Source organism: Methanocalculus pumilus, from assembly GCF_055382585.1.
Genome location: NZ_AP042393.1, coordinates 1,073,285 through 1,086,299, shown reverse-complemented (window position 1 = coordinate 1,086,299; position 13,015 = coordinate 1,073,285). Strand labels below are relative to the sequence as shown.

The window sequence follows — 13,015 nt, the reverse complement described above, 5'->3', positions numbered from 1 at the left end:
ATGAGTATCAAAGACACTATCTGCCCCCGTTGCGGAAAATCCTCTGAGGAAGGACTCTGTGGCCCATGCAGGCTGCATGAGATCGAATGGGTAACCGTCTCTCCCCGTGTTGAAACAATCCTCTGTCCCACCTGCGGATCCCGCAAAGTGGGCAGTAGCTGGGCTGATTTGGAGAGTGATAAGGAAAGCCTTGCACGATCTCTTGTCATTGATGGCATTGTATTCCACCCCGATGTGGCTGATCATGCAATGGAGATGTCAATCCGCGAAATTAGTTCGAATCGCTCGAAAGCCTTCCTGAAGATATCCGGGGAATGTTATGGAATCCCGGTTCAGGGTGAATATCAGGTGCTGGTTGTCCTTGGCAGGGAGCAGTGTGACCGATGCTGCCGGATCTCCGGTAGTTATTATGAGGGAATCATCCAGGTAAGGGGTGAGGGCAGGCGACTGACCGAATGGGAGAGCAGGCGGGCAGCTGAAATCGCCTGGCAGGCTGAAGATGCAGCCCAGCAGGGAGGCGATCGCCTCTCGTTTGTATCATCTATCGACTCCTCAAAGGATGGAATCGATATTATCGTCTCCTCTCTTGGGATCGGGCAGTCGATTGTGACTGATATCTCCTCCTATTTCGGTGCACGTTCGACATCACATCCAAAACTTGTCGGGGAGAAAGAGGGGAAACGGCTCTATCGTGTGACATGGTCCGTCAGGCTTCCCCGGATCGTCCGTGGAGATGTCGTTTCGCTAAAAAATGACTACTATCTGGTCTCGGGATCAGATGGGACTACACTCAGGACTAAACATCTGCTCAGCCAGCAGCCACGAAGTTTCCGTGACGAGGAGGCCGTACAGCTCATCGGGAATATCAGGGATGCCGAGGAGGCGATGGTGACATACCATGAGGGTGATACCATAGGTATCCTCGATCCAAAGACACATCTCCCTTTAGAGATCCCATCCCCAAAAGGATGCCATACACAGGCTGGGGGAGCCGTCACCATTCTCCGCGATGGCGAGATGCTGGTTGTGGTTGGGTACTGATGCGTGCACGTATACTCTCTCCCGGGGATCTCCCCTTATTATCCGAATTCTCCTGGGTTGATTCCACAAAGCGGCCGTATCGGGACGGGGATCTCGTCTATGCCCCAGTCCTTGAGGGTGAGGAATATGATACCATTATCCCGGATAGAAAGAGGAGGGGGCGGGGATACCAGCGGCTTGGCGATACGATCGTCTTCCATGGAAAACGACCTTCAGCTGAGGATATCGCCGATCTCAGATCCCGTGAAGATCCCTCATGTATTCTCTTTATTCCAGCGCATGCGGGATCACTCAGAATACCCTCCTGTGAAGTGATTGCAGGCGTTCCCCATGAGGTGTTACATCGCGAATGCGGGATTGCATACCGCCTTGATCCCACAAAAGTGATGTTCTCACAGGGAAACAGGGGAGAGAAGGAGAGGATACGATCTCTTATATCATCCTCGGGGAGAGAAGAGCGGATTGCAGATATGTTCGCCGGTATTGGATATTTCACTCTCCCGGCGGCTGCTGGTGGCGGGTGTGTGCATGCGATGGAGATTAACCCGGATTCCTATGGATACCTCCTGAAAAATATCCGGGAGAATGATCTTGTGCACCGGATCACTACTGATTGCGGTGATTGCCGGGATCTCCTCTCCGGCAGGTATGATCGGGTGATCATGGGGCATTTTGATGCAGCAGGGTATCTTGAATTCCTTCTCCCTCATGTAGGTGTCGGCAGTATCATCCATCTCCACACACTGAAGCCCGATGAAACGATTATTCGAAATGTTCTATCCGAATCCGGATTCTGTGCCGACATAACTGTGCATAGAATAAAGAAATATGCCCCCAAAATATGGCATAGCGTAATGGATCTAGTGATTGCATGAGAAGGACACTGGAAGGGAAACTGATTGTACTTGCTGTCACCGGAAGCATTGCCGCAGTTGACTGTGTGCGGCTTGTTCATGAACTTCGGAGGAAAGGGGCTGATGTGCAGGCGGTTATGTCGGAGGCTGCTGCTGGAATCATCAGTCCTGAAGCACTCACCTATGCAACCGGACGGGATACGATCACCACAATCACAGGGCATGTCGAGCATGTCATCTACTGTGGTGATGAAAGACAGGCCGATCTCCTCCTGATTGCACCCTGCACGGCAAATACCATTGGAAAGATCGCCTGTGGAATCGATGATACGCCTGTTACCACCTTTGTAACCACTGCTCTTGGAAGCGGCCAGCCGATGGTTCTCTCTCCCGCAATGCACCATTCGATGTACCGCCACCCCGCGGTATGTAAGAATCTTGAGATCCTGAAAGAATATGGAATTGAGGTTATTCCGCCACGGATCGAAGAAGGAAAGGCAAAGATCGCCACTATCGACGAGATTGTTCTCCGCTCCGAGCGGGCGGTGCTCGGCAGGCCGCTTGCCGGAAAGAAGGTGCTGATCACAAGCGGTGCCTGCCGCGAGCCGCTTGATGATGTCCGTGTCCTGACCACCCGTTCAACGGGTCAGATGGGGCGGGAAATTGCCCTTGAAGCATTCAGGCTTGGTGCTGATGTGACCGTCATTCACTCAGGTATCTTTCCTGGTGTCCGGAATGTGACTGTGGAAACAGCTGGTGAGATGATGGCGGCAGTAAGGGCCGAACTAGATTTTGGGGTTGATATCTACATCAGTGCGGCTGCGATCTCAGATTATGCACCTGACCGGATTAGAGGCAAGATCCCATCAGGCAAAGAACAGGAGATCGCGCTCCATCCTCTTCCCAAAATAATCGATCTCGCGCTATCAAACCCGGATATCACGACAATCGGGTTTAAGCTCGGTGATGATGCCGCAGCTGAAGGACGTGAGCTTCTAAGACGCGGGGCGTCACTGGTTGTTGCCAATCCGCCCTCTGTTATGGGCTCTACCACAGGATCATTTCTGATCATGGGAGATGGTCCTGATGTTTCTGTTTCAACAAAAGAGGAGGTTGCCTTCGAGCTATGCCGGCGTCTGTGAAAGCCTTCTCACCAGGCCATATATCCGGATATTTCTTGAAGGTAATCGGAGAGACGCCTGAGTGTACCGGAAGCATCGGTGCCGGACTTGTCCTTGCAGAAGGGGTGACTGCTACTGTGGAGCGGTCAAAAGAGACGGAGGTTCTCGTTGTTGCAGATGGGGTGGAGACGATCGGATCCCCCCCGATTGAGGAAGCCCTTGACAGGATGGGTGTATCTGCTCTGGTCAGAACAGAGTCAATCCTTCCAATTGGATCGGGTTTTGGCCTCTCTGCTGCCTCTCTTCTGGCAACAATCATTGCAGCAGATGAACTCTTCTCTCTCTCAATGGGAATGCCGGAGATTGCCGGTCTTTCCCATGAGATTGAAGTTATGCATGGAAACGGACTTGGCGATGTGGCAGCAGAACTTGGCGGAGGACTCGTCTGCCGTACAGCACCAGGTATTAAGGCACTTACACAAAGACTTCCTGTTCCTGATGAGCAGATTGCGATAATCAGCCTCTCCCCAATCTCCACACAACAGGTGCTCTCTTCTCCTGAATCCATGAAACGGGTTTCCTTGGCATATCCCGGCAGGTGTCCGGCAGATATTGAGGATTTTTTTAAAATTTCCCGGCAGTTTGCTGAATCATCCGGTCTGATCACCGATCCGGTCCGAGCCATCCTCTCTGCCTGTGATGATGCGAATCTTCCTGCATCCATGACGATGCTGGGGGAGGGTGTCTTTGCCTTTGGGGAACAGGCAGAATCAGTACTTTCGCAGTTTGGAAAAGTGTATATCACCTCCGTTGCTGATGATGGTCCGACAATTCGTGAGGTGAAGGGATGATCCCCAAAAACCATCCGCGATACCACTCACTCAGGGTCAGGGAATCTCTTGCTGCGGCTGCCCGGAGCGGTCTTGTCTCGCTTGAGGGTCTTGCGGCACATGGGCGGGGCGAGGCATTTGATTACCTGATTGGGGAGCGGACGACTGCAAGTGCAGCCGAAGCAGAGCGTCTCGCCGCCCGGCTGATCCTCTCTGCAGTTCGCCCGGTCTTCTCGGTGAACGGGAACTGCGCTGCACTCGCAGCAGAGGAGATAGCATTGTTTCAGAAGAGATCGGGAGTGGCAGTTGAGGTGAATCTCTTTCACCGGACTGAAGAGAGGATGCAGCAGGTTGCAGATCACCTTGCCGCTCATGGTGTGGAGGTGCTGATGGGTGAATGTGAGCGTCTTGTTCCGCTTGCCCATGATCGCGGCCTCTGCCTGCCTGAGGGTATAGGATCTGCCGATCTCATTCTGGTTGCGCTTGAGGATGGAGACCGGTGCGAGGCGCTCCGGAAGATGGGAAGGGTCGTCATTGCAATCGACCTAAATCCGCTCTCACGAACCGCCCGGCTTGCCACACTGCCGATTATCGATGAACTGACCCGTACACTCCCTGCGATCACAGAAGCCTGTGGAACTGAGATGGCTGGAGATCTACACACATTAGCGGCTTCGATCGATAACCAGAAATTCCTTGCAGATGCATTGAGAGAGATGAGAGAGAGGTTAGCCTGATGCTCTGGATAGAGAAGTATCGGCCTGATGGTCTCGATGAGATCCTTGGAGAGGAGCATATAAAACGGCAGCTGAAATATTTTGCCGATTCCGGTTCGTTTCCTCATCTTCTTCTCTCCGGTCCCCGGGGGTCGGGAAAGACTACTGCGCTTGACTCCTTTCTCGAGCTCATCTACCAGGATCATGTGGCGGAGAATGTAACGGTGATCCCATCCGGAACACTCTTCTCACAGGGCCGTGCTTATCTTGAGGCTAATCCGAAATTTACTCCTCTGTACCAGAAAAGCCAGAGTGTTCTCTCCAATTTTAAATATATCGTCCGGTGGCATGCCTCCCTCAAGCCACTCAACCGTGAATTCCGGGTGATCGTCTTTGATTGTGCAGACGCACTCTCCCATGATGCCCAGAACGGCCTGCGCCGGACAATGGAGCGGTTCAGCGCCACCTGCCGTTTCATCTTTGTAACAACACAACCCTCAGCCCTCATCGGTCCGATTCGATCCCGTACCCTTCCCCTCTCTTTCCTACCGATTGAAAGCAGTCTCATAGAAGCCCGTCTGCGTGAGATCCTTGATCAGGAAGGAAGAACCGGTGAGATCCCTGATGATGATATAGCATTACTCGCAATTGCAGTGCGGGGAGATCTCAGAAAAGCGATCATGAATCTTCAGGTGGCAGTGGAGCTTGGCACTCCCATCCGTCCGGAGGAGATAGATGATACCGAGATCTCGAGGTTTGGGGATGTGATTCTGGATGCAATCAGGCGGGGTGATCAATTGGCAGCTACAAAGAGTGCAGAAAGCCTGATGATAGAATATGGGCTTTCGGGACGGGAATTTATTGTGATGCTCCGGAATTCATTGAAAGTCTGTTGTAATGATCCATATGCAACGCTTCTCCTCGCGGAGGCTGATGCGATGCTCGGGCAATGCGGGAATGAATATCTCCAGGTAAATGCCTTTCTGGCGCGTTTGGAGGAGTTGAAGATATGAGCAGGGCAAAAGTACAGGCACATTATGATGAGGTTGCCGGGGTCTATGATCAGCGGTATGATCTCAGGCAGGGACGGCTGTACCACCAGCATCTGAGCGGACTTGTTCTTGATCGACTCAAAAGTCGGGGATTCCTTCTGGATCTTGGATGTGGAACAGGGATCTTTATCGAACAGTATAATAAAACCGGTGAAAAGGCAATCGGGCTTGACATCTCTCCCGGCATGGTCAGGATGGGGCGTCTCCGGTGCCCTGATTCTGAATTTATTGTTGGAACAGCTGATGTTCTCCCATTTGAGGATGAGACATTTGACAGCATTGCAAGCCTTCTTGCCTTCACCTATCTGAATGATCCAGAAGCAATGCTGCGTGAGTCATATCGCATTCTAAAACCCGGCGGGCAGATCGCTGTCTGCACGCTCTCCTGGAATACGCTCACCTGCATGGTGCCCTTTTTCTACAGGCTTGGTGAGCGTCTTGGATTCAATAAGATCGGCGTTGGTGATTTTGGGGAGCATTACTATACCGGAAAAGAGATGGAGGATATGTTCTCTCAGGCTGGGTTTGTTGATGTTCAATCCGCCCGCTGCTCATTCGCACACTATACCCTCTCCCCCCGGCTATTTTCCTTAGCTCAGAGGTTGGAGCCATTTATCGAGGCGCATATCCCCTATCTTGCATTCAATGTAATTGTGAGTGGGAAGAAGGAGTAAAGAGATTATCCGAGTCTCTTCAGCATCCGCTGCTTCTTCTCCCGTGCCGCATCTGCTGCATGGTCAACTTTCCTTTTCATCTCCTCAAAATCCCCGCCCTGCTTCTCAACGACCTTTTTAAGGGGTGTGTATGCGGCTTCACGGAACTGCGGGGAAAAGTCGGTCTCAACTCCGCCAGAAAAGAGGATTGATTCTGCTGGTCCCTCTTCTGCCCGGCCAATGATTGCAACGGCAACTCCTGTTTTTCTGATTACTGAGATGACGCGTTCTGCTGCCTTTGGTGGAACCACGACAAGGAGCGAGTCGATGGATACGCCAAGGTAGTCAATTCCAAGCTTGTCGAGGAGAGCGAGAACACGGGGGTTGATAAGCGTCCGAATATGTTCTTCTTCAATGACGATCCGGCAGCCAGCAGTCTCTGCCATCTCATAGGTGTCACCCCTGAGCCCCCCATTGGTGACATCGGTCATTGCATGGATCTCTGTGAAGACTGGATCCCGGACGAGTGCATCGCATGCCCTGAGGAAATTGAGGTTGATCGTCTCTTCAACGTATTCCGCATTGCCGGAATAGATCGCAGCGGTGGCAATGGTGCCGCCGCCGGATCCTTCCGTCATCAGGAAGAGATCGCCCGGCATGATCTTTCTTCTGGCAGTGATATGTTCTGCAACCCCGACGACACCGACACATCCGGTCATCCGGTCGCCGATCACCATATCGCCCCCGATACGGAGGGTTGATCCGGCAATCAGCGGAACCCCGAGTGCCTCTGAGACAGTTGTGATGCCAGCGGTATAATCGAAGATCTTTGCGACATCCCCATCATCTGCCACATGAATATCCGAGATGAGGCCGACCGGTGTTGCTCCCATCACATAGACGTCCCTGAGGGTGGCTCTTGTTGCATGAAAGCCAGCAAGGAAAGGATAATCAGAGAGACGGGAGTGCATGCCGTCAACGGTTGCGATGATGTACTGGCCCCCTGCCCGAACCACTCCGCCATCATCCATCTCTGAGACGCCGACCGATGCCCCCGTATCTCCGATGATCTGAGCGATCTTTCGGTGCGCATAGAAGTCACCTGTTCCACGGGATCCAACGCCAAACTCACCCATGGAGACGCCAGCTTTTTCATAGGTGAAGAGATCTCCCGTCAGCCCCTCAGTGAGCCTCACTTCCTCGATTGCGGCAGCGGCAAATGCATTGGCATACTCCGGGGTGAGATCTTTTATCTCAAGGATCCTGTCCCTGAGGCGGATGCGCAGTTCATCATCCCTGCATCCTTCAGCCAGATGCCTGCGCACATATCCCTCTATATCCATATACGATTCTGTTGATCGCAGACGGCAATAAAGGCGTGATCCTGATACATCTCCGGGGATAACTGAACAGAGGTGAGCCAGCCTGGAGCGCACGCACCTGAATCGCAAACCTGATGAAGGCGGAGGATGAGAGTTTTACAGATCATGACTGCTCAACTGCTCTCCACTGCCTGTACAATAGCCGGCTCGGATTCGAGCGGCGGCGCCGGGCTTCAGATTGATCTGAAGACATTTGCCGCATATGGAGTCTATGGTCTCTCTGTCGTAACCGCAGTCACCGCCCAGAATACCCGGAAAGTTACAGGGGCATGGGTGCAGTCAGCTGATTCTGTTTCGGCACAGATTACCACCCTCTGTGAGGAGTTTACAGTATCTGCCTGGAAGACCGGGATGCTTGGGAATACAACTGTCATAGAGGCTGTCATTGACTCACTCCCGGCGGGCACTCCGCTTGTCCTCGATCCGGTGATCGTCTCGACAAGCGGCCACCGGCTGCTCACAGAAGAGGCTCTTTCACTCCTGACAGACGGGCTTATCCCGCGGGCAACAGTCATCACCCCGAATATCCCTGAGGCGGAGATGCTAAGCGGTATTGCGCCGATTCGCTCGCTCGATGATATGCGGGAGGCAGGCTCGGTCTTCCTTTCATATGGCGCAGATTCGGTTGTCCTGAAAGGCGGGCATCTGGGAAGCGGAGATGCTTCGGTCGATCTATTTATCACCAAAAACGGAGAAGAGGCGTTCTCTGCCCCGAGATATCCCTATGAAGTTCATGGTTCGGGATGCTGTTTTGCATCTGCGATCGCCGCAGAGCTCTCCCTGGGACGGGATCTCTGTGAGGGAGTGGCAGGTGCCAAACGCTTCATCGATGGTGCAATCCGGCATGCGATCCACCTTCCTTCAGGGGGGGCGGTTCCAAATCCCTTCTGGGAGTGGTCTATTTCCAAAAGACAAACCGATTCTTTAATCTGATCTAATTAACCATCTTCACCATAATGGATGCAACCGATCATGCCATCCTTGACGCGCTGATGGGGGATGCCAAAATCCCGCTTGCAGATCTCGGGAAGCGGCTCTCCATTGCTCCTTCGACGGTCTTCAAGCGGATCGAGCGGATGAAGCAGGAAGGCGTGATCGAGCGGTTTACGATTGCGGTCAATCCTGAGTTTTTTCCCCGGCGACTGGTCTCGTTCCTCTCGATCAAGGTTGATCCCGATTCCGCAGGGGATCTTATCACCTATCTTGCAGGGAAACAGATTGTGCGGGAGGTCTTTGAGGTGCTTGAGCCAAATGATTACCTGATAAAAGCGGTGACAGCGGATATTTCGGAGCTTAAGAACGATCTCATTCAGCCGCTCCAGGCACATCCGGGGGTTCGGGAGGTAAATACCATCCTCGCAGTGAAGAAGATCAAGGAGCAGACATATGTTGGTTAAGGCGTTCTGTTTGGATGATTGGCATGGCTTTTGAACTACTTCATGGATTACTTGCGATCATTACCCTCCTGATGGGTGCGGTATTGAATGTGCTTGTATATCTCAGCTATAAGCGGGTGAAGGATAGAACGCTCCTTCTCTTTAACCTGGGTTTGTTTCTGCTCGTGATCGGGATCGTCTTCTCGGATATTGTGGCGATTGTGCAGGGGGAGACGGCCATCTCGTACTGGTCGATTGTGATTGCCCGTCTCTTCCAGATTGCCGGAATCGGGTGCATGATCACCGGAGTTGTCAGATAGGGGTGTCTGAGGGGCACTTTATTCGGGGGTTTGGAAGAGGATGGGGCTTGGATCTTCATTTGCACGGGACTGGACGATCAGCAAGACCTCCAGGTTCTTTGGAAAGAATCGGATCGCCGATCCCCTCCTTACCCGTCTTGCCGAAGATCCATCTCCTGAGATCCGTAAGGCTGTTGCCCGGCATACCTATTCACTCGGTCAGGATCATGGTTGTGGATTCCGCGAGCGGGTTCAGGCTGAGGATATCCTCACTATTGTCGAGAGCTTCTTAATCACCATCGGGGTTCCCTATGAGCGGAAAGGAACAACAGAGATAATCATCAGGACTGAGTTCTCCATCCCGGTAGATCACCCCCTCTGTTCTCCCCTGATTGCCGGCGCCTACCTGCGGGGGCTCCTTGCCGGGCTCCTCCCGGAATGGGTCTCTGAGGAGGCAGATGGTGAAATCCGGTACCGGGCGATGAAATGAATGGTCATTAATCTCCGTTCCAGGAAATATTATTTCCTTCATTGACATCCGAATGGTTTTTCTTTCTCTCTACCTTCTCTGACACAGTTTTTATATAGTTCATACACCTTTTTCTCTACATGCACATCGGAATTCAGTAGTTTATCCGATGATGTGAGGTGAATGATTATGTCTATAAAAAGGAATGACGATGCGGTATCACCGGTTATCGGTGTTATCCTGATGGTCGCCATCACGGTGATCCTTGCTGCAGTCATTGCAGCGTTTGTCTTCGGGCTTGTTGGCAATGTCGGCGGCGCGAAGGTTGTTGGGTTGACGACTGGTGTTGATGGAACAAAGAATGTTTCTGTGACCTGGCAGGGCGGAGCGGATCTTTCATCTATAAATAATATAACTGGAACTCTCGGTGGAACTCCAGCGGAGAAAATTTATGGTGCTGATGGTACCTCTAATATGATTGATAATTTTACTGTTCCAAAAGTCGGTGAGCGTTGGACTTTTGAATTTAAAGATAATGTTGCTGGACAACGTTTTGTCCTCGTAGCCACCTTCAACGATGGTGCTGAGCAGATTCTTGTTGACAAGAACTTCTAAACCCTCTTTTTTTCATTCCAGAATTTTCTCTAAAAGAACGATTGCTTTCTTCTCTCGCTCTCCCCCGCACTTCCTTGCAAGCGCCAGGTGATGCCGGATCAGCCACTCCAGTTTTGGATCGTGGTTCATGATGTACCGGGTTGCGTGTACCGCCGCCTCGATGATCGCGTTGAAGCCCCGGTTCACCGGATGGATCTGGTGTTGTAGCACCTCTTCCCGAATCGGGGTGAGGAGGATGCTGTATGCCTCGCTGCTCTCGCCGATTATCTCTGCCCGGAATGCAATCCATGCCTCGGCTGCAGCGAGGCGGTGCATCGGGGTGCCGTTGATTGTTTCTGTAGTGAATGCATCATCCGGGAGGTCACCGAATGCAGACGCGACATAGATCACCGGATCATGGATCAGGTTTGCGACAAACCAGCCGTCCCGGATGATATTTGCTGCGGTATGGCTCCCTTTGAAGAGGGCGAGGGTGTAGCGCCTGCCCCTCCGGATCACACCCATCGGTGCGGCATTCATGCGTGTGGTTCCGATCACCTCGTTGATGCCTTCCTGGAGAATCCCATCCTGCATGATGCTCTCCATCCGGGTGCTTGCATCCGTGGGATTATTGTTTATTGGTCCCATTGCCATCCCTCGGTGAGTGCGAGATAGATCCCGGCGATGGTGATGTCCGCAAGTGAACCGGGGTTGATGCCGCGGCGGATACACTCCTCATCCATCGAGGTGACCGTCCGCCGCCCCGCCTGCACCTCCTGTGCCATCGCCATCGCCTCCTCTGCAACCTTTGCATTGAACTTCTTGGCGATGAAGGTGTCCATCTCTTCTGCCATCAGGCGGATGAAGAGAGAGCTTATCGCCTTTGCACCGCCGCCTGTATCATGGAGCCGGTCTGCAAATCTTCTGGTCAGAGTGTAGCCTTCCACCCATTCGCGGCAGATCATGTCTTTTGGTGCAGAATATGCCATCACATCGAGGAGCGTCATCCCGTCTCTTCTGATCTGTTCAATCGAATCGGGGTCATTCACATCCAGCCCGTCAGTTTCGATCACCCGGACTTGTGTCTCAGAAAAAGCCTTGTAAAAGAGTACAGCATCGTGAACGGTGGTCTCCTTGATCAGCCGGAGAGCGCCCTGAATATCTCCTCCGGCGATAAGCGGCAGAAGAAGAATAAATGCTCCAAAATGGGTGTTGCCGCCGGAATGGCAGTTGGTCCTGACGACTGCATCATAGATCCCCTCACCGATACCGAGTTCTCCCCCCTCGACTGCATCAAGGGTGGGGCGGCAGGCGATCACCGATGCAAGAAAATGTTCGAGCCGGGTGTCCTCATAATCATGGCAGCGATCGACATTCCCCGGTTTTGGATATGCCGTTACTTCAAGCATCATTGCGAGCTGTGCAAGCTCAGCACGGGATGTCGGCGGGCACTTCATGGAAGATCTCCTCCATTATCTTCTCTGAAAGCCTCCGCTTATATTTCATATACTCAGTCTTCTGGATATTCAGATTCTTGAGTGTCATATCGCGGAACATGCAGGGGGTTGACGACTTGCAGCACCAGGCAAGACTCCCAAAACAGGTATGTGCCCCCTCCTGAAGAGGAGTGCCGACAGTGGCTCTCTGTTTTAAGTGGACATACGATTCCCGTTCCATGTCGATTCCTTTCAGAACCGGGAGCAGGGGGCACTCCTTCACCGGCATACAGCAGAAGGCAAGAGCCCTGAGATCCCCGCCCCTGCAGAGCTGCTTGGGTGCATTGTACCATCCGATCTCATCAGCATTCCTCCGTATTGCGGCATCCAGCCCTTTCAGGGTATGGAGATCCGCCTTCCGCGCAATAGAGATGAGATCCGCACCATGGGAGAACTGCTCCATCACCCGATCATATGAGTGCATTGAGTTATTGGCGATTATCTGGAGGGGGCAGGAGTTTCTGATCTGGCGGATCTTCTGGTATCCATCATCCATTAAATCAACATGGATGATATCAGCACCCGCCTTCCAGAGCGCACGGGAGAGAGCCCGCTCGTCAGTGAGTCCGGTCCTGATCTTCACCGAGACAGAGACATCAAATTTCTTGAGGGCTCTGATACGATCACAGAGATCATGGTGGTGGGTGAGCAGATGCTCGCCAGCACCTGCTTTTATCATCGGCAACTGGCGGCAGTGTGCATCTATTTCATAGACTGCGATATCCCCAAGCTCATCTGCGAGTAGTTCAAATGATGCAGCAGATGATCCCCGGAGATTGATACCGGGCACAATGTCTGATCCCTTCAGCTTCAAGACTTCTGCCCGGATCCCTTCTATCGGATCGGGGAAGAAGAACTCGGCTCTCCCGGCTTCGGCGAGATCATGGCTTGCGAGCACCGTCTCTTCATCGATGGAGAAACCCCCAAGGAACGCAGCACCGATATGCCCACCTCGCTCAAGTGCATATGCAGCATCCACCATTCCGGCCATGGATGCCAGTGCAATGGGTGTCCTGACGATCTGCTGGTTCATCAGGAGCTCAAACCGTTCGTATGCCTCCATCATAGATTCACTATAATTAGAAATGATAAGGGATAGTAGTTTGGATCTGCCTCCACGATACCGAATCGA

16 protein-coding genes are annotated in these 13,015 nt (G+C 52.6%); 12 read left to right on the top strand and 4 right to left on the bottom strand.

The genetic code is table 11. The features are described 5' to 3' along the window. Genes ACZ44I_RS05640 through ACZ44I_RS05610 form a run of 7 tightly spaced genes read left to right on the top strand, consistent with a single transcriptional unit; the run spans window position 1 to window position 6,288 of the window. Window positions 1–1,041 carry a 60S ribosomal export protein NMD3 gene (locus tag ACZ44I_RS05640; RefSeq protein ID WP_464547966.1) on the top strand — a complete coding sequence of 347 codons (1,041 nt, stop codon included), beginning with the start codon at window positions 1–3 and terminating at the stop codon, window positions 1,039–1,041. Then, complete coding sequence (locus tag ACZ44I_RS05635) at window positions 1,041–1,916, top strand: class I SAM-dependent methyltransferase (protein WP_464547968.1); 876 nt, start codon at window positions 1,041–1,043, stop codon at window positions 1,914–1,916. The genes ACZ44I_RS05640 and ACZ44I_RS05635 overlap by 1 nt, the downstream gene beginning before the upstream one ends. Continuing rightward, window positions 1,913–3,037 (top strand): bifunctional phosphopantothenoylcysteine decarboxylase/phosphopantothenate--cysteine ligase CoaBC, encoded by a 1,125-nt coding sequence (gene coaBC, locus ACZ44I_RS05630; protein WP_464547970.1) that lies wholly within the window; start codon window positions 1,913–1,915, stop codon window positions 3,035–3,037. The genes ACZ44I_RS05635 and coaBC overlap by 4 nt, the downstream gene beginning before the upstream one ends. A 35-nt stretch (window positions 3,038–3,072) precedes the next feature. Further along, window positions 3,073–3,867 (top strand): GHMP family kinase ATP-binding protein, encoded by a 795-nt coding sequence (locus ACZ44I_RS05625; RefSeq protein ID WP_464547972.1) that lies wholly within the window; start codon window positions 3,073–3,075, stop codon window positions 3,865–3,867. Further along, window positions 3,864–4,583, top strand: a complete 720-nt coding sequence (locus ACZ44I_RS05620; protein WP_464547974.1) for a phosphopantothenate/pantothenate synthetase — start codon at window positions 3,864–3,866, stop codon at window positions 4,581–4,583. The genes ACZ44I_RS05625 and ACZ44I_RS05620 overlap by 4 nt, the downstream gene beginning before the upstream one ends. Then, entirely contained in the window at window positions 4,583–5,575 is a 993-nt protein-coding gene (locus tag ACZ44I_RS05615; protein ID WP_464547976.1) for an AAA family ATPase, read from the top strand. Before ACZ44I_RS05620 ends, ACZ44I_RS05615 begins: the two co-directional genes overlap by 1 nt. Beyond that, window positions 5,572–6,288, top strand: coding sequence for a class I SAM-dependent methyltransferase (locus ACZ44I_RS05610; protein WP_464547978.1), 717 nt, complete (start codon window positions 5,572–5,574; stop codon window positions 6,286–6,288). Before ACZ44I_RS05615 ends, ACZ44I_RS05610 begins: the two co-directional genes overlap by 4 nt. 5 nt (window positions 6,289–6,293) lie before the next feature. Here ACZ44I_RS05610 and ACZ44I_RS05605 read toward each other — a convergent pair whose 3' ends face one another. Beyond that, on the bottom strand, window positions 6,294–7,610 hold the full coding sequence (locus ACZ44I_RS05605) for an AIR synthase-related protein (RefSeq protein WP_464547980.1): 1,317 nt from the start codon (window positions 7,608–7,610) through the stop codon (window positions 6,294–6,296). Between the two features lie 144 nt (window positions 7,611–7,754). Between ACZ44I_RS05605 and thiD the strand changes: the two genes are divergently transcribed. From thiD to ACZ44I_RS05580, 5 genes are all read left to right on the top strand, one after another. Continuing rightward, on the top strand, window positions 7,755–8,582 hold the full coding sequence (thiD, locus tag ACZ44I_RS05600; RefSeq protein ID WP_464547982.1) for a bifunctional hydroxymethylpyrimidine kinase/phosphomethylpyrimidine kinase: 828 nt from the start codon (window positions 7,755–7,757) through the stop codon (window positions 8,580–8,582). A gap of 23 nt (window positions 8,583–8,605) precedes the next feature. Beyond that, window positions 8,606–9,046, top strand: coding sequence for an Lrp/AsnC family transcriptional regulator (locus ACZ44I_RS05595; protein WP_464547984.1), 441 nt, complete (start codon window positions 8,606–8,608; stop codon window positions 9,044–9,046). Window positions 9,047–9,069: 23 nt separating this feature from the next. Then, entirely contained in the window at window positions 9,070–9,345 is a 276-nt protein-coding gene (locus ACZ44I_RS05590) for a hypothetical protein (protein WP_464547986.1), read from the top strand. 40 nt (window positions 9,346–9,385) lie between these two features. Next, on the top strand, window positions 9,386–9,814 hold the full coding sequence (locus tag ACZ44I_RS05585) for a hypothetical protein (protein WP_464547988.1): 429 nt from the start codon (window positions 9,386–9,388) through the stop codon (window positions 9,812–9,814). A 168-nt stretch (window positions 9,815–9,982) separates the two neighbouring features. Then, the gene (locus tag ACZ44I_RS05580; protein WP_464547990.1) at window positions 9,983–10,408 is read left to right on the top strand and encodes a type IV pilin domain-containing protein; all 426 of its coding nucleotides are present in this window, start codon (window positions 9,983–9,985) and stop codon (window positions 10,406–10,408) included. Window positions 10,409–10,420: 12 nt separating this feature from the next. Here the strand turns inward: ACZ44I_RS05580 and ACZ44I_RS05575 are convergent, their stop codons facing one another. From ACZ44I_RS05575 to ACZ44I_RS05565, 3 genes are read right to left on the bottom strand one after another with little or no spacing between them, the layout of a single operon-like run. Continuing rightward, entirely contained in the window at window positions 10,421–11,035 is a 615-nt protein-coding gene (locus ACZ44I_RS05575; RefSeq protein ID WP_464547992.1) for a DUF447 domain-containing protein, read from the bottom strand. After that, window positions 11,023–11,844 carry a triphosphoribosyl-dephospho-CoA synthase gene (locus ACZ44I_RS05570; protein WP_464547994.1) on the bottom strand — a complete coding sequence of 274 codons (822 nt, stop codon included), beginning with the start codon at window positions 11,842–11,844 and terminating at the stop codon, window positions 11,023–11,025. The genes ACZ44I_RS05575 and ACZ44I_RS05570 overlap by 13 nt, the downstream gene beginning before the upstream one ends. After that, a complete protein-coding gene (locus ACZ44I_RS05565) occupies window positions 11,816–12,949 on the bottom strand; it encodes a methanogenesis marker 9 domain-containing protein (RefSeq protein WP_464547996.1) in 1,134 nt (377 codons plus the stop codon). The genes ACZ44I_RS05570 and ACZ44I_RS05565 overlap by 29 nt, the downstream gene beginning before the upstream one ends. Window positions 12,950–13,015: the final 66 nt, after the last annotated feature.

Bases quoted from the DNA above. Each gene is read 5' to 3' on its own strand.
- ACZ44I_RS05640 (WP_464547966.1), top strand. From the start codon at position 1: ATGAGTATCAAAGACACTATCTGCCCCCGTTGCGGAAAATCCTCTGAG.
- ACZ44I_RS05635 (WP_464547968.1), top strand. From the start codon at position 1,041: ATGCGTGCACGTATACTCTCTCCCGGGGATCTCCCCTTATTATCCGAA.
- coaBC (WP_464547970.1), top strand. From the start codon at position 1,913: ATGAGAAGGACACTGGAAGGGAAACTGATTGTACTTGCTGTCACCGGA.
- ACZ44I_RS05620 (WP_464547974.1), top strand. From the start codon at position 3,864: ATGATCCCCAAAAACCATCCGCGATACCACTCACTCAGGGTCAGGGAA.
- ACZ44I_RS05615 (WP_464547976.1), top strand. From the start codon at position 4,583: ATGCTCTGGATAGAGAAGTATCGGCCTGATGGTCTCGATGAGATCCTT.
- ACZ44I_RS05610 (WP_464547978.1), top strand. From the start codon at position 5,572: ATGAGCAGGGCAAAAGTACAGGCACATTATGATGAGGTTGCCGGGGTC.
- ACZ44I_RS05605 (WP_464547980.1), bottom strand. From the start codon at position 7,610: ATGGATATAGAGGGATATGTGCGCAGGCATCTGGCTGAAGGATGCAGG.
- thiD (WP_464547982.1), top strand. From the start codon at position 7,755: ATGACTGCTCAACTGCTCTCCACTGCCTGTACAATAGCCGGCTCGGAT.
- ACZ44I_RS05595 (WP_464547984.1), top strand. From the start codon at position 8,606: ATGGATGCAACCGATCATGCCATCCTTGACGCGCTGATGGGGGATGCC.
- ACZ44I_RS05590 (WP_464547986.1), top strand. From the start codon at position 9,070: ATGGCTTTTGAACTACTTCATGGATTACTTGCGATCATTACCCTCCTG.
- ACZ44I_RS05585 (WP_464547988.1), top strand. From the start codon at position 9,386: ATGGGGCTTGGATCTTCATTTGCACGGGACTGGACGATCAGCAAGACC.
- ACZ44I_RS05580 (WP_464547990.1), top strand. From the start codon at position 9,983: ATGTCTATAAAAAGGAATGACGATGCGGTATCACCGGTTATCGGTGTT.
- ACZ44I_RS05575 (WP_464547992.1), bottom strand. From the start codon at position 11,035: ATGGGACCAATAAACAATAATCCCACGGATGCAAGCACCCGGATGGAG.
- ACZ44I_RS05570 (WP_464547994.1), bottom strand. From the start codon at position 11,844: ATGAAGTGCCCGCCGACATCCCGTGCTGAGCTTGCACAGCTCGCAATG.
- ACZ44I_RS05565 (WP_464547996.1), bottom strand. From the start codon at position 12,949: ATGATGGAGGCATACGAACGGTTTGAGCTCCTGATGAACCAGCAGATC.